Origin of the sequence: Rhizobacter sp. LjRoot28, from assembly GCF_964253025.1 — a bacterium.
Lineage (GTDB): Bacteria > Pseudomonadota > Gammaproteobacteria > Burkholderiales > Burkholderiaceae_C > Rhizobacter.
The window spans coordinates 3,076,451-3,093,453 of sequence record NZ_CAXUQC020000001.1 but is presented as its reverse complement, the minus strand read 5'-3'; the positions used below and the strand labels follow the sequence as shown (position 1 = coordinate 3,093,453).

Genomic DNA, 17,003 nt, shown 5'->3' with positions numbered 1-17,003 from the left:
TCACCGGGCCGGACCGCGCGGCGATCCACCGGGTGCCAGCTCCACGTCAGCCCGCTCAATGCTTCCGCGCCGGGCAGGGCCTTGGCCATCCGCGCCTGGCCACGGGCCACACTGCTGCCGGTCTAGTTCGCGGCGAAGCGAACAGGCGTCGGACGGAGCGCCTTGGCGACGCGGCACAATCCGCACCGTGCTCCTCTACGTGTTCGACCTCTTTGGTGTCGCCGTTTTCGCGGCCAGTGGCGCGCTGGCCGGCATCGCCGCCGGCCTCGACGTGCTCGGCGTGCTCGTGCTGGCCTCCATCACGGCGGTCGGCGGTGGAACGCTGCGCGATGTGCTGCTCGGGCGTCATCCGATCTTCTGGATCCGGGATTCGGTGCCGCTCTACACCATCATCGCGGCCACCGCCGCCACCGTCGCCTGGGTGCACTACCTTCCCGTGCCCATGGACGCCCTGCTGGTGGCGGACGCGCTCGGTCTTGCGATGTTCGCCGTCTCCGGAGCGCAGGTGGCCGAGAAGGCAGGCTGCCGACCGCTCGTGGTGGTGCTGATGGGTACCCTCACCGGCTCGGGTGGCGGGGTGCTGCGCGACCTGTTGTCCGCCAAGGTGCCGCTCATCCTGCGCCAGGACATCTACGCCTCGGCCGCCATTGCCGGCATCGGGGTGTACCTGCTGCTGCGGGCGGCCAAGGTGCCCACGGCGGGGGCCTTCGCGGGCGGCTTCATCACCGTCGCGGCCACTCGGCTGGCGGCCATTGCCTTCGAGCTGCGCCTGCCCACGTTCGTGCTGCCGGGCTGAGGTTCAGCGCGGCCAGACGCCGCGCGTTGCAAGCGGTTCGAGTGGCGCAACGTCCGCTGTGCCGTGCGGCCCGTGACGCCGGAGCGGGTCTTCCTGCCTCTATGATGCGCATCACTGCGGCCCCTTCGACGGCGGCAGCGCGTGCACGACATCGAGCCTGCCGGCCAGGCGCGAACCACAGGAACAGTCCGACGGAGCGATTGATGAATCCGCACATCACGGTCTTCACCCTGGGCGTCGACGACCTCGAGCGGTCGGTCGCCTTCTACCGCGACGGCCTCGGCTGGACGACGGCCGGCATCATCGGCACGGAGTTCGAGCACGGGGCGGTTGCCTTCTTCCAGCTCCAGCCCGGCCTCAAGCTCGGCCTGTGGCCGCGCGCCAGCATGGCGGCCGACAGCGGCCTGCCCGTGTCGGCCGGCGAGGGGCCGCCCGCCTTCACCATCGGCCACAACGTGAATTCCGTCGAGGAAGTCAATGCGGTGATGGCCCGCGCCGCTCGCGCAGGCGCGCGCATCGTGAAGGCGGCGCAGGCGACGTTCTACGGCGGCCACGCCGGCTACTTCCAGGACCCGGACGGCCACGTCTGGGAAATCGTCTTCAATCCCGCCTTCTCCGCCACGGACTGACCTTGAGCCCATCCCTTGGGCGCAACGCCCGCGCCTCGGTCGCGACCGATGCTTGAATTCCTGATCGAGGTACTTGGCGAGTTCCTGTTCCAGGCGGTGGGCGAGGTCTTGCTCAACCTGGGCGCTCACGCCGTGGCCGAACCCTTCCGTCGGCACGCCGATCCATGGCTTGCCGCGCTCGGCTACCTGATCCTCGGCGGGCTGCTGGGTGTGGCCAGCCTGTTCGTGGTGCCCCACCTGTTGGTCGGAACCCCCTGGCGGGTGGCGAACCTCGTGCTCACGCCGATCGCGGTGGGCGGGCTGATGGCCGCCCTCGGCGCCTGGCGAGCACGCCGCGGCGAGCCGTTGCTGCGGATCGACCGCTTCGCCTGCGGCTACCTGTTCGCGCTTGCCGTCGCGCTGGTTCGCTTCTTCTCCGCTCAATGAGGCCGGCCGCACTGAAGGCCGCTGGGGAATCCCGCTTGGCGTCATGGCAAGTGGCCGTCATCGCGCGGAGCCGAGCACAATCGTGGCAGCGTCCCGGCCCATTGACTTCCCGAGTGAACCGCCATGCCCGCTGAACCTGTTCGCCGCGCCCCTGTCGTCTTGCCGCCCGGCGGCGGTCGTACCTATGCCATGGGGGCCATCCAGGCCGTGTTCAAGGCTGACGGGGCCGAGTCGGCCGAGCGGTATTCCATCTCGGAGTGGTGGCTCGAGCCGCACACCACCGGGCCCGGCGCGCATTCGCACGAGGAAGACGACGTGTTCTACGTGCTTGCCGGCACGATGAGCATCCTGGTGGACGGGGCTTGGATCGATGCGGAGCAGGGCGCTTTCGTTCTGGTGCCGGGTGGCATGCAGCACGACTTCGAGAACCGTGGCGACGTGCGCGCCGGCGTGCTCAATTTCTCCGCGCCGGGCGGCTTCGAACCTGCCATGCCCGAGATCCGGGACTGGTTCCTGGCCCATCCGCCCGGACACGCCGGCACGTGAGCCGGCTTGCCCAGGACGAGACCGCTCGGCTGCCCGGCGTGCCGTTGTCCGCAGCGCCTGCCGGCACCGGACCGGGCGCCTCATCGTCATCGCCCGCCAGCGATGGGCGCAGCGCGAGTCGTGTCACGCTGCTGGCCCGCACCCTGTCCGTCGTCGGACATCCCGCCTTGCTGATGCCGGCTGCGGTGGCGGGCGGTGCATGGTTTCACCAGGCGCCCGTCCGGGCGCTTGCCGTCGGCGCGGCCGCGACGCTTGCCGTTTCGGCTTGCGTGATGGGCTTCAGCGCGTGGCGGGTGCGAACCGGTCGCTGGCAACACCCCGACGCCTCGGTTCCTGTCGAACGGCATGAACTGAACCGGTTCCTCCTGCTGCTGTTGCTGGGCGGCGCCGTGGCGCTGGCCGCCGCGGGCGAGGACGGTGTGATGGCCGCGGGCCTCGGACTGAGCGGTGCCATCGTGGCATTCGCCCAACTGCTGCGACGCTGGATGAAGGTCTCGCTGCATGCGGCGTTCGCGGTGTTCTCTGCAGCGTTGCTGTGGCCCGGCCCACCGGCCTTTGCGCTGGTGTTGTTGCTCGCCCTGGGGGTGGGATGGTCCCGCTGGTGGCTGCGCCGCCACCGTGCGGTGGAAGTGCTGACAGGCTGGGCCACCGGGGCGGTTGCAGGTCTTGCGGTCAACCTGCTGGCAGCCGGCGCGACCGGGTTGGCATGAGAGCCTGGGCCGCGGTGCTCGGCATCGCCGCGCTCGCATGCCTGCTTGCGGGCATCTGGCTGCTGGCGGAGACGGCGGCCTTCTACTGGAGCGATGCCTACGCGCCGGGCGTGGCGCCGTATGCCATCACCGTGCGCGGCGTGGAGGCGGACGGCTCGGCCATTTTCGTGCCGGCGCTGCTGCTCCTCGGCCTCGCCGCATTCCTCGGCAAGTTCGCCCTCAACCTGTGGCGCGATCCATGAGACCGCGTCGCCCCACTGCGCCTTCGACCTGATCGCAACAGACCATGATCCACGACACACCCAAGTCCCCCGACGTCTCCGCGACGCATGACGATGCGCCGCTGCACGAGGCGTTCACCGGCCCGGCGCTGCACCCGCGGCTGCGCTGGTACCAAGAGCCGACGACCTGGCGGCTCGACGCCGACGGGCTGCGGCTGCGGTCCGAGGCCGGAACCGATTTCTGGCAGCGCACGCACTATGGTTTCGAGGCTGACAACGGCCATCTGCTCGGCCTGGAGACCACGGGTGATTTCGTGCTGACGACCCGTGTCACCTCCCGGCCCGTCCACCAGTACGACCAGGCCGGCCTGATGGTGCGCCTGTCGCCGCGGTGCTGGCTCAAGACCTCGGTGGAGTTCGAGCCCGACGGCATGAACCGCCTGGGGGCCGTGGTCACCAACGCGCAGTACTCGGACTGGTCCACCCAGCCCCTGGCGAAGGCGATCGACACGGTGTGGTTCCGCATCCGCGCCGAGGCCTGCGACTGCATTGTCGAGTCGTCCATGGACGGCCGGCAGTGGGAGCAGATCCGCATGGCACGGCTGCTCGACCGTGCCGCAGCGCCCTCGATCGTCGCCGGGCTCTATGCCTGCAGCCCCAAGGGCGCTGGACACGAGGCGGTGTTTTCCTTTCTCGACTTCAAGCCCGGGCGTATCGCGCCCTGAGCGACGCGGCCCTCGCTGCGGGAGGGGCTGAATTGCCGGATACTGCGACCCCACGCCAGCCGGTACCATCAGCCGCGCCGGCACCACCATCACAGGGAGCGTTTCATGGGCTTGGCTTTCGTCGCGGACATCGTGGTCGGGCTCGTTGCCGCACTGCACGCCTGGTTCCTCGTGCTGGAGATGTTCCTCTGGGACAAGCCGGCCGGACTGCGGGCCTTCGGTCAGTCGCTCGAGCAGGCGCGGGCCACCAAGGTGCTGGCGGCCAACCAGGGGCTGTACAACGGGTTCCTGGCCGCGGGACTGGTCTGGGGACTGACGATGGGCACCGCGGGCTGGCAGATCAAGGTGTTCTTCCTGCTGTGCGTGCTGGTGGCGGGCCTCTACGGCGCCGCGACTGCCAGCCGCAAGATCCTCTACATCCAGGCCCTGCCGGCCGCCGTCGGCCTGCTGCTGCTGTGGCTCGCGCGCTCCGGCGCCTGAACGGCCGTACACCGCGCGGCCGCGTTGCAAGGCGATGACCTGGCCGCAGGCGCTCGCCCGACTGTGGGCGCTGCCCTGTTCGCTCGTGGGCAGCCTGCCTGCGCTGGTGCTCCTTGCCTCGGGCGGAAGCGCACGCTGGCGGCAGGGCGCGTGGGAGGTGACCTACCGCGAACGCCTGGCCGATTGCGGGCGCCGCGCCGGCCGCCTGCCGTTTCGGGGCATCGTGTTCGGTCACGTGATCCTGGCGGTCACCGCGGAGGAACTGCGCCACATCGGACCCCATGAGCGGGGCCACGTGCGGCAGTACGAACGCTGGGGTTTGATCTTCTTCGCTGCGTATCCGCTGTGCAGCCTGTGGCAGTGGCTGCGCGGGCGCCGGCCTTACCTCGACAACCCGTTCGAGGTCGAGGCACGCGTCAAGGGTGATGGCCGCGGCGGTATGCCATCGGCATGACGGCCCGATGGGCCGGCGCTATGCTCTGCGGCGGCCCGGGCGCGCTTCAAGCCTGACCTTCCGACCGCGCCAACAGGATCCTCGTCATGGCATTTCTCGATCACCGGATTCCACCTCCGCTCGTGGGCGTTGCGGTGGCTGCGGGCATGTGGGCGGCGGCTGGCGTCGGGCCCGCGCTGCCCTTGGCCAACGGCTTGCGGTACGGGCTGATTGCGCTGCTGGTGGCGGCGGGCCTCGCCTTCGATCTTTCCGGCTTGCGCGCGTTCCGCACCAAGCGCACCACGGTCAACCCGCTTCGTCCCGAGCGCGTGAGCGCGATGGTGACCGACGGCGTCTACCGCTGGAGCCGCAACCCCATGTACGTCGGCATGGTGCTGTTCCTGCTCGCCTGGGGCGTGTACCTGTCGGCGCTGCTGCCCTTCCTGGGCCCGCTGGCGTTCATGGTCTACATCACCGTCTTCCAGATCCGGCCGGAGGAGCGGGCGTTGCGCGAGCGCTTCGGCAGCGAGTTCGATGACTATGCCGCGCGGGTGCGCCGCTGGCTGTGACCTGCGGACTGATGGCGCAGGGCGCTTGATGCCGCAGCGGGAGTCAGTAGACTGCGCCCGATCGGTAGCAGTGCGATGACGAAGAGGTGGAGATGACGTGATGGACGAGCAGACCCTGCTGGCAATCGAGGAGCGCTTTTGGCGGGGCGGCGCCGAGCACTATCGCCAGGCCCTGGCCGCCGACGCGCTCATGGTGTTCGCGCCGCCCGCAGGGGTGCTGGACCGCCGGCACCCTTGCATCCATCGAGCAGGCGCCGCGATGGCAGGCGGTCAGCTTCGCCGCCGTGCACGTTGCCCGGCCCGCGGCGGATGTGGTGGTGCTGGTGTACCAGGCCAGGGCCGCACGGGAGAACGGCGCCGCGCCATACGACGCGCAGTGCAGTTCCGTCTACGTGCGCCAGGGCGCGGAGGGATGGCGCCTGGCCCTGCACCAGCAGACGCCGCTGCAAGCCTCGGCTTCGCAATGAAGGGCGGCCTCGCATGAGCCTGGCCGCCAAGCCCTATCTGCAAAGCGTGTCGCTGCGTCCGGACGTCGACGTGGACACGGGCGACTATCCGTACGGCATTCCCGCCGTGCGCGAGATGGGCGAACTGCGCTTTCATCCGGACGTCACCTTCTTCGTGGGTGAGAACGGCGCCGGCAAGTCCACGGTGCTCGAAGCCATCGCGATGGCGCTCGGCTTCAGCCCCGAGGGCGGCACGCGCAACTTCCGCGTGGCCACCACCGATTCCGTCTCGTCGCTTCACGAGTCGCTGCGCCTCTCGCGCAGCTTTCGCAAACCCCGCGACGGGTACTTCCTGCGTGCGGAGAGCTTCTTCAATGTGGCGACCTACATGGACGAGGTCGGCTACCTGGAAGGCTACGGCGGAACGTCGCTGCACCAGCGTTCCCACGGCGAGGCCTTCATGGCGCTGTTGCTGCACAAGTTCAAGGGCCAGGGCCTGTACCTCCTGGACGAGCCGGAAGCGGCGCTCTCGCCGAACCGGCAGCTCGCGGCCCTGTCGGCCATCCACGGGCTCGTGCAGTCGCAGTCGCAGTTCATCATCGCGACCCATTCGCCCATCCTGCTCGCCTATCCCAACGCCCGCATCCTGCTCTTCGACGGCACGGGCGTCACCGAGGTGGCCTACGAGGACACCGAGCACTATGCGGTCACGCGCGACTTCCTCAATCACCATCCCCGTCGCATCGCGCAACTGCTCGACGACCAGGACGGAGCGCTGAGCGAGGACTGATCCCAGCGATGGGCACGACGCAGGGAATGCGTCGTTCACGTCGAATTTCGGATGTGACGGCGACGAACATTTGCCTCTGACGCACGGCGTTTCATATTCCGGACCGTGCGGTGTTACAGAATGCGCGGTTCCCACTGACCGGACCGCTTTGCGATGGAATACCGAAGAGAGATCGATGGCTTGCGCTCGCTGGCCGTGCTACCCGTGCTGCTGTTTCATGCCGGCACCCCGGGGTTCGACGGCGGCTTCGTTGGCGTCGACATCTTCTTCGTCATCAGCGGCTTCCTGATCACCTCGATCATCCTGGCGGAGAAGGAGGCGGGCCGCTTCACCATCGGGCGCTTCTATGAACGGCGTGCCCGCCGCATCCTCCCGGCGCTCTTCGTGGTGATGTTCGCCTGCATCCCGTTCGCCTGGCTCTGGCTGCTGCCGGCCGACATGCACGGCTTCTCGCAGAGCGTGGTGGCGGTGCTCTTCTTCGCCTCGAACCTGCTGTTCTGGCGCAGTGGCGGCTACTTCGGAAACGCATCCGAGCTCAACCCGCTGCTGCATACGTGGAGCCTCGCGGTTGAGGAACAGTACTACCTCTTCTTTCCCGTGTTCATCATGCTGGCCTGGCGCTGGGGCAAGCGCTGGATGGTGTGGACGCTGGTGGTGGCCTTCGTGCTGAGCCTCGGGCTCGCCCACTGGGGCGCCTACAACAAGCCCAACTCCGCCTTCTATCTGCTGCCCACGCGCGGATGGGAACTGCTGATCGGCGTCTTCATCGCGTTCCACCTGGCCCGGGCGGACCGTGTGCCGCCGCGCCCCTCGTTCGCCCAATGGGGCAGCCTGGCGGGCTTGCTGCTGATCGTCGTGTCTGTCACCGTGCTCGACAAGACCACGCCATTCCCCAGCCTCTATGCCTTGCTTCCCACGGTGGGCGCCGGCCTGATCATCCTGTACGCCTCGCCCGACACCTGGGTCGGACGTGCCCTGGGCAGCAAGGTCCTGGTGGGCATCGGCCTCGTAAGCTACAGCGCCTACCTCTGGCACCAGCCACTCCTCGCGTTCGCACGGCATCGCAGTCCGGCGGAACCGACCCTGGCGCTGATGCTGGGCTTGATCGGCGTGTCGCTCTTCCTCGCCTTCCTCAGCTGGAAGTACGTGGAGGCGCCGTTCCGTCGCAAGCAGATCGGCAAGCGACCGGCCCTTGCCATGGCCGGGGTGGCTGCGGCCGGGCTGCTCGCATTCGGCATCGCCGGCGCGCGCAGCGAGGGCTTCGCGCAGCGCTTCCCCGAACTGCAGCCCTACCTCCGGGACGGTGCGTGGTCGGACGCCTTCAGCGCCGACGCCGAATGCCTGCGCAAGTTCAAGGGCGACCACTACTGCCGCATCAACCAGGCGGCCAGCGACCCGACGGACGCGCTGATCGGCGACTCGCATTCCAACCATTTCCACCCCGGCCTGGATGCCTACCTGAGTGCGCGCGGCCGCAACCTGTTGCACCAGGGCGTGGGTGGCTGCGTGCCGCTGCTCGACATCGACATCGGCAAGCACCCGGTGCATGGCTACCTGCGCTGTCATGCACGTACGGCCGCGCTGTACGAGGCGATCCTCGCCGCCCCCTCGATCCGAACGGTCTACCTGAGTTTCCATCACGCCGCCTACCTGCGGGAGGACGTCGACCTGTTCGACGTCAAGGGCGAGCTGCCCCGAAGCCTGGCGCGGGAGGTCTTCCTCGGGCGGGCGCTGCAACGGACGGTGGCCCGGTTCGAGGCGGCGGGCAAGCGGGTGGTGGTGCTGTACGACATGCCGAACCTGGCCAAGGGCGAGCCCGCACGCTGCCTGATGCGCAGCACGCGCGAACCCGGAACCGCACCCTGCCGACAGCCCGGCATCTTCGAGCTGGACTTCGCGGGCTACGATCGCGTGCTGGCGCAGGGCGCGGCGGGGACGGGGCTCCAGGTCTTCCGCACCCACCGCTTCCTGACCGGCTTTCCGCAGTCACTCACCGGAGACTGGCTCTACCGCGACAACACCCACCTGTCGTACAAGGGGTCGATGTTCTTCACGGACAAGTACGATTTCTGAGACGGGTTGCAACCGCACCCGCGAACGGCGCGATGCCGGAAAGGCCACCATGCACGTCGACACCCTCGAGGCGCTCCGCGCCCTGTACCCGGCGCCGAAGGAACGGGCGGTGAAGAAGGAGATTGCCGCGCTCGACGTGCATTGCCGCCGCTTCATCGCGCTGTCGCCCTTCGTGCTGCTGGCGACGGGCGATGAACAGCATCGCCTCGACGCCTCGCCGCGAGGCGGCGCGCCCGGCTTCGTGAAGGTGACGGTGGACGGCAGCCTGCTGATTCCCGATGCGCCCGGCAACAACCGCCTCGACTCGCTCGAGAACATCGTGGCCACGGGCCAGGTCGGGCTGCTGTTCCTCATTCCGGGCTTCGATGAAACGCTCCGGGTCAACGGCCGCGCCGTGGTGTCCCTCGACGAGCAGGATCTCGCGGCCTGCACCGACGAACGCCGCACACCCCGCACGGTGGTGCGGGTCACGGTGCAGTCCGCCTACCTGCATTGCGCCAAGGCATTCCTGCGTTCGCGCCTCTGGGAGCCCTCGGCCCGGCAGGACAGGGAGCTCCTTCCCACGGCCGGGCAGATCATCGGCGACCAGATCGGCATCGTGGTGCCCCCCGAGTCGCGAGAGGACATGCTGCGGCGCTATGCGCCGGACCTCTGAGGCGGTGTCGCCACGTCCCAGCCGCACGGGAACGCCGCCACCATGAGGGTGAAGCCTTTCGTCGAGGTGGACGGCACGCCGTTCACCGCCACGGCGGCCGACGTGCGAGCCGTCCGCGGCGAGCCGATGCGGGCCGAGCGCAACGCGGTCGGCCTGAATGCGCTCGACTATGGCGAGGTGGTGTTCCGCTTCCAGGACAACGGCCGCCTGGAGGAGATCACGGCGCGGTCGCCGGTGCTGCACCTGGGGACGGTGGCGGTGCCGTTCGCGGCGTTGGCGGACTTCGTGGCGGCGCAGGACCCGGAGGCGTTCCGTCGCGCCGGCTTCGTCGTCAGCCCGGCGTTCGGTCTGGCCTTCGACCCGACCGAGCCGCCCTGGGTCACCGCGCTGGCGGCGCACTGCCTTGATGAGTGGCGCGCCCTCTGAGAAACCCGGGTCTGGCCGGCGTGGCACGGCTTCGCTACGATTCCAACCTCCCACGCAGACCTCAGGAGCCCGCCACCATGCAAATCGGCAACCTGTTCAACGACGCCATCCCTCCGGGTCAGGGCGAACGTTTCGACACGCTGCTGTCCCACCGCAACCTGGTCGTCGAGCGCATCCTCAGTTCGGCCGACATCTCGCCGGCCGAGCAATGCCAGGCGCAGGACGAATGGGTGCTGCTGGTATGCGGTGAGGCCGACCTGGAGGTGGCCGGTGCCCCGGTGGCCTTGAAGGCCGGGGACCATCTCTTCCTGCCGGCGGGCACGCCGCACACAGTGCGCCGCGTCGCCGAGGGCAGCCTGTGGCTTGCGGTCCATCTTCATCCGGAGGCCGCGCCGGTGCGAGCGTCCACCGTGCCATCGGTTCCCGCTGAAGTGGCCGGGGCGTTGCATGGAGCGGCTTGAAAGCCCTGGCGTTCGGCGGCTTGGCGGGCAGTGCCTGTGCGGCTCGGTGCGTTATGCGGTGGACGACGCATTCGAGTACGCGTTGAACTGCCACTGCGGCAATTGCCGCCGGGCCACCGGTTCGGCCTTCAAGGCCTTCGCCGGCATTGCGCGTGACCGGCTGGCGCTCACACACGGGCAGGGCGGGTTGCTGATCCATGGTGCGCCGGAGGCGGGCGACATCCGCTGCAGGGCCTGCGGGTCACTGCTGTACTCGATCGTCCGCGATGGCGCCTATGTCCACGTCACGCTGGGCACCCTGACCGACGCGCCAACCATCCGGCCGGGTGCCCACATCTTCACGGCCTCCAAGGCCAGCTGGTTCGACATCACCGATGACCTGCCCCGGTTCGCGGGCCACGTGATGGCCGAGGACGACCAGCCGGCGGCGCCTGCGGCTGCCTGACGTGCATCGCCTGCCGCAACCTGTGAACCCGAGCGCGCAGGTCCCCGGCGGCCGAACGGCCCGCTGAGCAGCCGTCATCCAGGGCGTGGAGAATGCGGGTCCGACCACGCGCCCGCCCCATGCTGCCCCCCCTGTCCCCTTCCGCTGCCGTGCCGGCCCCCTCGATCGACCTGCCGGCGCGCCGGCGGCTGCTCGAGTCGATGGCGAGCCGCGGGTCGTCGGAGGTCGCGGCGCTTACGCTGCCCGGCTTGCTGGCGTGGGTGCATGGTCGTTCGGCCTCCACCGGACCGATGCTGGCCTGGTGGGCGGGCTTCGCCCTCTTCGCCGTTGCCATGTTCGTGCTGCGGCGTCGTTTCAAGGCGGACCTCGCGGTGGAGGGCGACGCCGCGGCCCTGCGGTGGGAGCCCTGGTTCGGCCGCCTGGCCCTGCTCAATGGCCTGTTCTGGACCGCGCCCATCTTCCTCACGATGGGCGAGGGAAGCTACGAGTTCAAGCTGTTGCTCTACCTCGTGCTGTGCGGGGTGATCGCTTCCGCGTCCGCCTTCCTGGCGACGGTGCCCGGCGTGTTCCTGCGCTTCCTCGCCGGCTGCTTCGTGCCCATGGCGGCCGCCGTGCCGTGGGTGTTCCCGAACCGGTGGCCGTTCCTGCTGATCGTCACCTTGCTGTACGGCCTGCTGATCTGCCGCCATGCCTGGGGCACCCAGCAGTTCGTCCGCCAACAGCTCGCCCTCGAACGCGAACGGGCTGCCCTGGCCGAGCAGTACCGGCTGGCGCGGGACCGCGCCGAGCAGGCGCTGGCCGAGAAGGAGCGCTTCCTCTCGACGGCGAGCCACGACCTGCGCCAGCCGGTGCACGCCCTCGGCATGCTGGTCGACGCCGCCCTGACGCGCAATGCGGACGCAGGGCTCACGCCGGTGCTGCAGGACGTGCAGCGTTGCGCCCGCTCGCTGATCGACATGTTCGATGCCTTGCTCGACCTCTCGCGCATCGAAGCGGGCACGTATGCGCCGGCTGCGGTGCCGGTGCCCCTCGGCGACCTCTTTGCCGACGTGGCCACGGTGTTCGGACGCGACGCGCAGGCCCTGGGCTTGCGGCTGCGCTTTCATGTGCCGCGCCGCCGGGAGGCCATCGTCGCCGGCGACCCGACCCTGCTCCGGCAGATCGCCTTCAACCTGGTCCAGAACGCTCTGCGCTACACACCCCAGGGCGGGGTGCTGGTCGGCGCGCGGGCGAACGGCACGCGCTGGCGGCTGGAAGTTTGGGACACGGGCACCGGCGTGGCCCCGGAGGACCGCAACCGCATCTACTCGCCCTTCTTTCGCAGCGCCAGTGCCGAGCAGTCGGTCCAGCCCGCCCAGGCCGGCCGCGGGCATGGGCTGGGTCTCGCGGTGGTGGCGCGGTGTGCCGAACTGATGGGCGCGGGGTTCGGGTTCGACTCCACGCCCGGCCGAGGATCCATGTTCTGGGTGGACCTCGTCGCCGTGCCCACGCACGCGCCGGCACTGGCGCGGGCCGTCGCACCCGGCGATGCCGGCCTGCGCGGCCGCTGCCTTCTCGTGGACGACGATCCGCAGATCGGCGCCGGCTGGTCGGCGTTGCTGGCGGCGTGGGGCGTGACCGCCCGGGTGGCCCGCTCGGCGGCAGAGGCCAGAGCCTGCCTCGACGATGGCTTCATGCCGGATGGGATCCTGTGCGACCTGCGGCTCGGCAACGAGCGAGATGGCTTTGCGCTGCTGCAGGAACTGATGGCCCGCTGCCCGCAGGCGCGTGGCGCCATGGTGAGTGGCGAGTTCGATGCTCCAGAGCTGGTCCAGGCCGAGGAAGACGGCTACCTGGTGTTCAGGAAGCCGCTGGAGCCGGCCGAGTTGCATGCGGTCCTGGCGAACTGGATGCCGCCCGCCCGAGTCAGCGCGTACGACCCGTCGAATAGCCCATCGCCGTGAAGGCGCATGCGCCCCTCACTGGCGCACGCGGGCGAGCCGCCCTACAGTGGCCGCTCACCCCGAACTCATGGAGGATTCCCGATGAAGAGAATGTTGACCCTGGCGCTGGCCCTGATGGCCGCCCCGATGGCCATGGCCGCCGAGACGACGGTGGCACTGCACATCGCCGAGAAACAGGGGCAGGGCGCTGCGGTCGGTTCGGTGCGCATCGTGGAGACGGCCCATGGTCTGGCCTTCCATCCGACGCTCAAGGGTCTGCCGCCCGGGCTGCACGGGTTCCACGTGCATGAGAACGGCTCCTGTGCCCCGGCCGACAAGGACGGTGCGCCCGTGCCGGCCCTGGCCGCGGGCGGCCACCTCGACCCCCAAGGCAGCAAACGGCATGGCGAGCCCTGGGGCGATGGTCACCTCGGCGACCTCCCGCCCCTGTACGTGGCTGCCGACGGGACGGCACAGCAGCCTGTGCTCGCGCCGCGCCTGAAGCTGTCGGATGTGCGCCAACGTGCGCTGATGGTTCACGCGGGCGGCGACAACCATGCTGATCATCCGGCCCCGCTCGGCGGTGGCGGCGCGCGCCTGGCCTGCGGTGTGATCGGCCAATGACAACCGGGGCGCGACGCCCTCCGTCGTGCCCCGCCAGCCCCACTAAAGGGGGGCCGTGAAGCGGTGCAGCCGGCGACGCCCGATGCGATGATGGTCCATCGAGGCACTCCGCCTTTCCGTCTCCCTACCTGAAGAGGTCTCCGCATGAAATCGTTGCTGCTCGCCTTCGCCCTGGCACTGTTCTCGGTTGCCGGCTGGGCCCAGGCGCCGAGCGACCCGTCCCTCGAGCGCCTGCTCGCCGTCACCCAGGCCGAGCGCATGAACGACTCCGTCATCGCGCAGGTCAAGGCGTCGCTCAAGCCGATGATGGCCAAGGCCCTCGATGGCCAGACGCTCGACGCCGAGCAGCGTGCCCAGGCCGACGAACTCATCAACCGGTTGGCGGCCCGCACCGAGATCATCCTCGCCGAGGAACTGGCCTGGGACCGCATGAAGGCCTTCAACCTGCAGGTCTACCGCGAAGCCTTCACCCAGCGCGAGGTCGACGACCTCATCACCTTCTATGAAAGCCCCACCGGGCGCGCCTTCGTCGACAAGATGCCCGCCGTGATGGCCAAGACCATGGGGCTGATGCAGGAGCGCATGGGGCCGCTGATGGCCAGGTTGCAGGCCGCCGCTGCCGAGACGGCACGCGAATTCACCGAGCAGCAGCGCACGCGCAAGGGCGCCGCGCCCATGTGAGGCGGCGGGGCGCGCGCGGTACCATGGCGAGCCCCGACACACTGTCAGCCCCGGCCCGCGCGCATCCTGCCCGGCCGCTGCCGCCCGGCCCATGAACCGCTCCGACAACTCCGATCCTCCCGACACACCTCAGGCCGAGGCCGAACGCAAGGCGGCGGCCTCCCGGACCACCTGGACCAGCGTGGTCGTCAACCTGGTGCTCACCGTGGTGCAGATCGTGGTGGGAGTCATGGCCAAGTCGCAAAGCCTGGTGGCCGACGGCATCCATTCGCTCTCCGACCTGGTGGCCGATTTCGTCGTGCTCTTCGCCAGCCACCACAGCGGCAAGGCCGCCGACGAAGGGCACCCGTACGGGCATCAGCGCTTCGAGACCGCGGCGTCACTGGTCTTGGGCGGCCTGCTGCTGGCCGTGGGCCTCGGCATGCTGTGGTCGGCCGTGGGCAAGCTGGAGTCACCGGAGTCCGTTCCCACCGTGCACGTGGCGGCGCTGTGGGTGGCCGGCGGCACGCTGGTCGCCAAGGAGCTGCTCTTCCGCTACATGCTGGCCGTCGGCAAGAAGGTGCGTTCCGGCATGCTCGTCGCCAACGCATGGCATGCCAGGGCCGACGCCGCGTCGTCGCTGGTGGTGGGCCTGGGCATCGCCGGCAACCTGGCGGGCTACCCGCTGTTCGACCCGATCGCCGCCGCCATCGTGGGCTTTCTCGTGGCCCGCATGGGCTGGGGTTTCGCCTGGCGCGCGCTGCACGACCTGATGGACGGTGCAGCCGACGAGCGGGAGGTCACCGCGATCCGCGAGACGCTGGCCGGCACACCCGGTGTGGCCGGCGTGCACGATGTGCGCACCCGCAAGATGGGCGACATGATCGTCGTCGATGCCCACCTCGAGGTCGATGCGGCCATCACCGTGGAGGCCGGTCACGAGATCGCGGTGGAGGCCCGGGCCCGCGTGATGTCGCGCCATCCGGTGCTCAACGTGATGATCCACGTCGACCCCTGGCGGCGGCCGGACCGTGACCACGCCGACAGCTCATTACCAGCGGTCGCCCCGGCCGCTGCGGGCACCTGGGTGGCCGGCTCAGTCGCGGACGCCGGGTCCCGCTGAGAAGCGGTCCACCGCGTCGGTGATGAGGCCGTCCACCCCGAGCCCCAGCAGGCGCCGGGCTTCGGCCGGATCGTTCACGGTGTAGGCGAGGGCGCGCAGCCGGTTGTCGTGCAGCCGCCCCACGCTCGCCGCATCGAGCAGCGGGTGATGGCACACCACCGCCACGCAGCCCAGGTCGAGCGCGGTGTCGAGCCAACCGGGCCGCAGTTCGTCGAGCAGCAGGGCGCGCGGCAGATCGGGCGCACCTTCGCGCGCACCGGCAAGCGCCTCGGGCCTGAAGGAACTCAGCAGCGGCGGGCGCGCCTCGCCCGACCACAGCGTCGCGGCAGCCGCCGCCACGGCGCGGCCGGTGGCCTTTGCCGCCTCGGCGCTTGGCGGCTTCAGTTCGATGTTGAGTGCGAACCCGTTGCGCAGGCAGAAGCGGGCAATGCTGTCCAGCGAAGGCGGCGGCTCGCCGGCCCAGGCGCGGCCGTGCCAGCTGCCCGCGTCCAGGCGCGACAGGGCACCCCAGTCGAGGTCACAGGCAGAGCCGCGTCCGGAGGTGGTGCGCTCCAGCGTGGCGTCGTGGATCAGGAACGGCACGCCGTCGGCGCTCAGCTTCACGTCGCATTCGAAGGCACGGTAGCCGTGGGCTGCGCCGAGGCGGAATGCCGCCAGGGTGTTTTCCGGTGCGAGGGTGCCGGCGCCGCGGTGGGCGATCCACAGGGGGTAGGGCCAGTCGGGCAGGGCCATGGGTCAGGGGTCGATGCGAGCGCCGGTGGCCGCGTCGAACCAGTGCAGGTGGTCGGGCAGCCACTGTAGCCGCACGGTGCTGTGCTCGGCCGGCGGGGTCAGCGTGCCATCGAGCCGGAGCGTGAAATCAGTCCCGGCGAGCTGGCCGTGCACCAGCCGCTCGGCACCCAGCATCTCGAGCAGGTCGACCTGCATGGGCCAACCCGCGCCACCCTCGGCGGCGTCCAGGGCCACGTGTTCCGGACGCAGCCCCAGGATCAGATCGCCTTCGCGCGGGGCTGGAGCCGGCAGGGGCAGCCGGTGGTCACCCACCATGAAGTGGCTCCCCGCGGCGCGGCCGCGCACCAGGTTCATGGGCGGGGAGCCGATGAAGCCGGCGACGAAGGTGGTGGCCGGCCGGGCATACACCGCATCGGGCGAGCCGATCTGCTCCACGCGCCCGGCGTTCATCACGATCATGCGCTGGGCGAGCGTCATCGCCTCGACCTGGTCGTGGGTCACGAAGAGGGACGTGACGCCGAGCTCGGCGTGCAGCTTGCGAATCTCGATGCGGGTCTGTGCTCGCAGCTTGGCGTCGAGGTTGGACAGCGGTTCGTCGAAGAGGAACACCTCCGGCTCGCGCACGATGGCGCGGCCCATGGCCACCCGCTGGCGCTGGCCGCCCGACAGCTCGCGGGGTCGGCGCTCGAGCAGGGCGGACAGCTGCAGGATGCCGGCGGCCTTGTCGACCCGCTTGCGGATCTCGTCCTTCGGCACCCCGGCGATCTTCAAGCCGTAGGCCATGTTGTCGTACACGCTCATGTGCGGGTAGAGCGCGTAGTTCTGGAACACCATGGCGATGTCGCGCTCGGACGGCTCGACGTCGTTGACGACCCGCCCGCTGATGGCGATCTCGCCGCCCGAGATCTCCTCGAGGCCGGCCACCATGCGCAGCAGCGTGCTCTTGCCGCAGCCGGACGGTCCGACGATGACGATGAATTCGCCGTCGGCGATCTCGGCGTCGATGCCGTGGATGACGGCCGGGCCGTGCCCCTTGATGCCGTAGCGCTTGGTGACGCCGCGGATGGAAATGGAACCCATGTGGACTGCTCTTCTCGTGTTGTCTTGCGTT

General features: G+C 69.7%; 23 protein-coding genes. 21 read left to right on the top strand and 2 right to left on the bottom strand.

Going from position 1 to position 17,003, the window contains the following annotated elements; all coding sequences use genetic code 11:
* Positions 1-187 precede the first annotated feature (187 nt).
* The 21 genes from ACSQ2F_RS14080 (at position 188) to ACSQ2F_RS13980 (ending at position 15,160) form a co-directional block, all read left to right on the top strand.
* Positions 188-796 carry a trimeric intracellular cation channel family protein gene (locus ACSQ2F_RS14080; RefSeq protein WP_436023824.1) on the top strand — a complete coding sequence of 203 codons (609 nt, stop codon included), beginning with the start codon at positions 188-190 and terminating at the stop codon, positions 794-796.
* Positions 797-999: 203 nt separating this feature from the next.
* Positions 1,000-1,425, top strand: a complete 426-nt coding sequence (locus tag ACSQ2F_RS14075) for a VOC family protein (protein WP_436023822.1) — start codon at positions 1,000-1,002, stop codon at positions 1,423-1,425.
* A 48-nt stretch (positions 1,426-1,473) separates the two neighbouring features.
* Positions 1,474-1,851 carry a hypothetical protein gene (locus ACSQ2F_RS14070; RefSeq protein WP_436023820.1) on the top strand — a complete coding sequence of 126 codons (378 nt, stop codon included), beginning with the start codon at positions 1,474-1,476 and terminating at the stop codon, positions 1,849-1,851.
* 123 nt (positions 1,852-1,974) lie between these two features.
* On the top strand, positions 1,975-2,397 hold the full coding sequence (locus ACSQ2F_RS14065) for a cupin domain-containing protein (protein ID WP_436023818.1): 423 nt from the start codon (positions 1,975-1,977) through the stop codon (positions 2,395-2,397).
* Positions 2,394-3,107: a hypothetical protein gene (locus ACSQ2F_RS14060; protein ID WP_436023816.1), complete on the top strand. Its 714-nt coding sequence runs from the start codon at positions 2,394-2,396 to the stop codon at positions 3,105-3,107. Before ACSQ2F_RS14065 ends, ACSQ2F_RS14060 begins: the two co-directional genes overlap by 4 nt.
* On the top strand, positions 3,104-3,349 hold the full coding sequence (locus ACSQ2F_RS14055; protein WP_436023814.1) for a hypothetical protein: 246 nt from the start codon (positions 3,104-3,106) through the stop codon (positions 3,347-3,349). The genes ACSQ2F_RS14060 and ACSQ2F_RS14055 overlap by 4 nt, the downstream gene beginning before the upstream one ends.
* Positions 3,350-3,393: 44 nt before the next feature.
* A complete protein-coding gene (locus ACSQ2F_RS14050) occupies positions 3,394-4,053 on the top strand; it encodes a DUF1349 domain-containing protein (RefSeq protein WP_436023812.1) in 660 nt (219 codons plus the stop codon).
* A gap of 111 nt (positions 4,054-4,164) precedes the next feature.
* Positions 4,165-4,533 (top strand): DUF1304 domain-containing protein, encoded by a 369-nt coding sequence (locus ACSQ2F_RS14045; RefSeq protein WP_436026827.1) that lies wholly within the window; start codon positions 4,165-4,167, stop codon positions 4,531-4,533.
* A 34-nt stretch (positions 4,534-4,567) separates the two neighbouring features.
* A complete protein-coding gene (locus tag ACSQ2F_RS14040) occupies positions 4,568-4,987 on the top strand; it encodes a signal peptide prediction (protein ID WP_436023810.1) in 420 nt (139 codons plus the stop codon).
* An 86-nt stretch (positions 4,988-5,073) separates the two neighbouring features.
* Positions 5,074-5,535 (top strand): methyltransferase family protein, encoded by a 462-nt coding sequence (locus tag ACSQ2F_RS14035; protein ID WP_436023808.1) that lies wholly within the window; start codon positions 5,074-5,076, stop codon positions 5,533-5,535.
* Between the two features lie 284 nt (positions 5,536-5,819).
* Positions 5,820-6,002 carry a hypothetical protein gene (locus ACSQ2F_RS14030; RefSeq protein ID WP_436023806.1) on the top strand — a complete coding sequence of 61 codons (183 nt, stop codon included), beginning with the start codon at positions 5,820-5,822 and terminating at the stop codon, positions 6,000-6,002.
* A gap of 13 nt (positions 6,003-6,015) precedes the next feature.
* Positions 6,016-6,771 (top strand): AAA family ATPase, encoded by a 756-nt coding sequence (locus ACSQ2F_RS14025; RefSeq protein ID WP_436023804.1) that lies wholly within the window; start codon positions 6,016-6,018, stop codon positions 6,769-6,771.
* Between the two features lie 153 nt (positions 6,772-6,924).
* Positions 6,925-8,844 carry an acyltransferase family protein gene (locus ACSQ2F_RS14020; protein WP_436023802.1) on the top strand — a complete coding sequence of 640 codons (1,920 nt, stop codon included), beginning with the start codon at positions 6,925-6,927 and terminating at the stop codon, positions 8,842-8,844.
* Positions 8,845-8,893: 49 nt separating this feature from the next.
* Entirely contained in the window at positions 8,894-9,499 is a 606-nt protein-coding gene (locus ACSQ2F_RS14015; RefSeq protein ID WP_436023800.1) for an MSMEG_1061 family FMN-dependent PPOX-type flavoprotein, read from the top strand.
* A 42-nt stretch (positions 9,500-9,541) separates the two neighbouring features.
* Entirely contained in the window at positions 9,542-9,925 is a 384-nt protein-coding gene (locus ACSQ2F_RS14010) for a hypothetical protein (RefSeq protein WP_436023798.1), read from the top strand.
* Positions 9,926-10,002: 77 nt separating this feature from the next.
* Positions 10,003-10,386 (top strand): cupin domain-containing protein, encoded by a 384-nt coding sequence (locus ACSQ2F_RS14005; protein ID WP_436023796.1) that lies wholly within the window; start codon positions 10,003-10,005, stop codon positions 10,384-10,386.
* Positions 10,373-10,831, top strand: coding sequence for a GFA family protein (locus ACSQ2F_RS14000; protein ID WP_436023794.1), 459 nt, complete (start codon positions 10,373-10,375; stop codon positions 10,829-10,831). The genes ACSQ2F_RS14005 and ACSQ2F_RS14000 overlap by 14 nt, the downstream gene beginning before the upstream one ends.
* Positions 10,832-10,950: 119 nt before the next feature.
* The gene (locus ACSQ2F_RS13995) at positions 10,951-12,774 is read left to right on the top strand and encodes an ATP-binding protein (RefSeq protein WP_436023792.1); all 1,824 of its coding nucleotides are present in this window, start codon (positions 10,951-10,953) and stop codon (positions 12,772-12,774) included.
* An 81-nt stretch (positions 12,775-12,855) separates the two neighbouring features.
* On the top strand, positions 12,856-13,377 hold the full coding sequence (gene sodC, locus ACSQ2F_RS13990) for a superoxide dismutase [Cu-Zn] SodC (protein ID WP_436023790.1): 522 nt from the start codon (positions 12,856-12,858) through the stop codon (positions 13,375-13,377).
* 144 nt (positions 13,378-13,521) lie between these two features.
* Complete coding sequence (locus ACSQ2F_RS13985; RefSeq protein ID WP_436023788.1) at positions 13,522-14,058, top strand: DUF2059 domain-containing protein; 537 nt, start codon at positions 13,522-13,524, stop codon at positions 14,056-14,058.
* Positions 14,059-14,149: 91 nt separating this feature from the next.
* Entirely contained in the window at positions 14,150-15,160 is a 1,011-nt protein-coding gene (locus tag ACSQ2F_RS13980; RefSeq protein ID WP_436023786.1) for a cation diffusion facilitator family transporter, read from the top strand.
* Here the strand turns inward: ACSQ2F_RS13980 and ugpQ are convergent.
* Both ugpQ and ACSQ2F_RS13970 read right to left on the bottom strand, forming a co-directional pair.
* A complete protein-coding gene (gene ugpQ / locus ACSQ2F_RS13975; RefSeq protein ID WP_436023784.1) occupies positions 15,134-15,892 on the bottom strand; it encodes a glycerophosphodiester phosphodiesterase in 759 nt (252 codons plus the stop codon). The two genes, ACSQ2F_RS13980 and ugpQ, sit on opposite strands and share 27 nt — an antisense overlap.
* Positions 15,893-15,895: 3 nt before the next feature.
* Positions 15,896-16,972 (bottom strand): sn-glycerol-3-phosphate import ATP-binding protein UgpC, encoded by a 1,077-nt coding sequence (locus ACSQ2F_RS13970; RefSeq protein ID WP_436023782.1) that lies wholly within the window; start codon positions 16,970-16,972, stop codon positions 15,896-15,898.
* Between the last annotated feature and the right edge of the window lie 31 nt (positions 16,973-17,003).

Bases quoted from the DNA above. Each gene is read 5' to 3' on its own strand.
- ACSQ2F_RS14075 (WP_436023822.1), top strand. From the start codon at position 1,000: ATGAATCCGCACATCACGGTCTTCACCCTGGGCGTCGACGACCTCGAG.
- ACSQ2F_RS14070 (WP_436023820.1), top strand. From the start codon at position 1,474: ATGCTTGAATTCCTGATCGAGGTACTTGGCGAGTTCCTGTTCCAGGCG.
- ACSQ2F_RS14065 (WP_436023818.1), top strand. From the start codon at position 1,975: ATGCCCGCTGAACCTGTTCGCCGCGCCCCTGTCGTCTTGCCGCCCGGC.
- ACSQ2F_RS14055 (WP_436023814.1), top strand. From the start codon at position 3,104: ATGAGAGCCTGGGCCGCGGTGCTCGGCATCGCCGCGCTCGCATGCCTG.
- ACSQ2F_RS14050 (WP_436023812.1), top strand. From the start codon at position 3,394: ATGATCCACGACACACCCAAGTCCCCCGACGTCTCCGCGACGCATGAC.
- ACSQ2F_RS14040 (WP_436023810.1), top strand. From the start codon at position 4,568: ATGACCTGGCCGCAGGCGCTCGCCCGACTGTGGGCGCTGCCCTGTTCG.
- ACSQ2F_RS14035 (WP_436023808.1), top strand. From the start codon at position 5,074: ATGGCATTTCTCGATCACCGGATTCCACCTCCGCTCGTGGGCGTTGCG.
- ACSQ2F_RS14025 (WP_436023804.1), top strand. From the start codon at position 6,016: ATGAGCCTGGCCGCCAAGCCCTATCTGCAAAGCGTGTCGCTGCGTCCG.
- ACSQ2F_RS14020 (WP_436023802.1), top strand. From the start codon at position 6,925: ATGGAATACCGAAGAGAGATCGATGGCTTGCGCTCGCTGGCCGTGCTA.
- ACSQ2F_RS14015 (WP_436023800.1), top strand. From the start codon at position 8,894: ATGCACGTCGACACCCTCGAGGCGCTCCGCGCCCTGTACCCGGCGCCG.
- ACSQ2F_RS14010 (WP_436023798.1), top strand. From the start codon at position 9,542: ATGAGGGTGAAGCCTTTCGTCGAGGTGGACGGCACGCCGTTCACCGCC.
- ACSQ2F_RS14005 (WP_436023796.1), top strand. From the start codon at position 10,003: ATGCAAATCGGCAACCTGTTCAACGACGCCATCCCTCCGGGTCAGGGC.
- ACSQ2F_RS14000 (WP_436023794.1), top strand. From the start codon at position 10,373: ATGGAGCGGCTTGAAAGCCCTGGCGTTCGGCGGCTTGGCGGGCAGTGC.
- ACSQ2F_RS13995 (WP_436023792.1), top strand. From the start codon at position 10,951: ATGCTGCCCCCCCTGTCCCCTTCCGCTGCCGTGCCGGCCCCCTCGATC.
- sodC (WP_436023790.1), top strand. From the start codon at position 12,856: ATGAAGAGAATGTTGACCCTGGCGCTGGCCCTGATGGCCGCCCCGATG.
- ACSQ2F_RS13985 (WP_436023788.1), top strand. From the start codon at position 13,522: ATGAAATCGTTGCTGCTCGCCTTCGCCCTGGCACTGTTCTCGGTTGCC.
- ACSQ2F_RS13980 (WP_436023786.1), top strand. From the start codon at position 14,150: ATGAACCGCTCCGACAACTCCGATCCTCCCGACACACCTCAGGCCGAG.
- ugpQ (WP_436023784.1), bottom strand. From the start codon at position 15,892: ATGGCCCTGCCCGACTGGCCCTACCCCCTGTGGATCGCCCACCGCGGC.
- ACSQ2F_RS13970 (WP_436023782.1), bottom strand. From the start codon at position 16,972: ATGGGTTCCATTTCCATCCGCGGCGTCACCAAGCGCTACGGCATCAAG.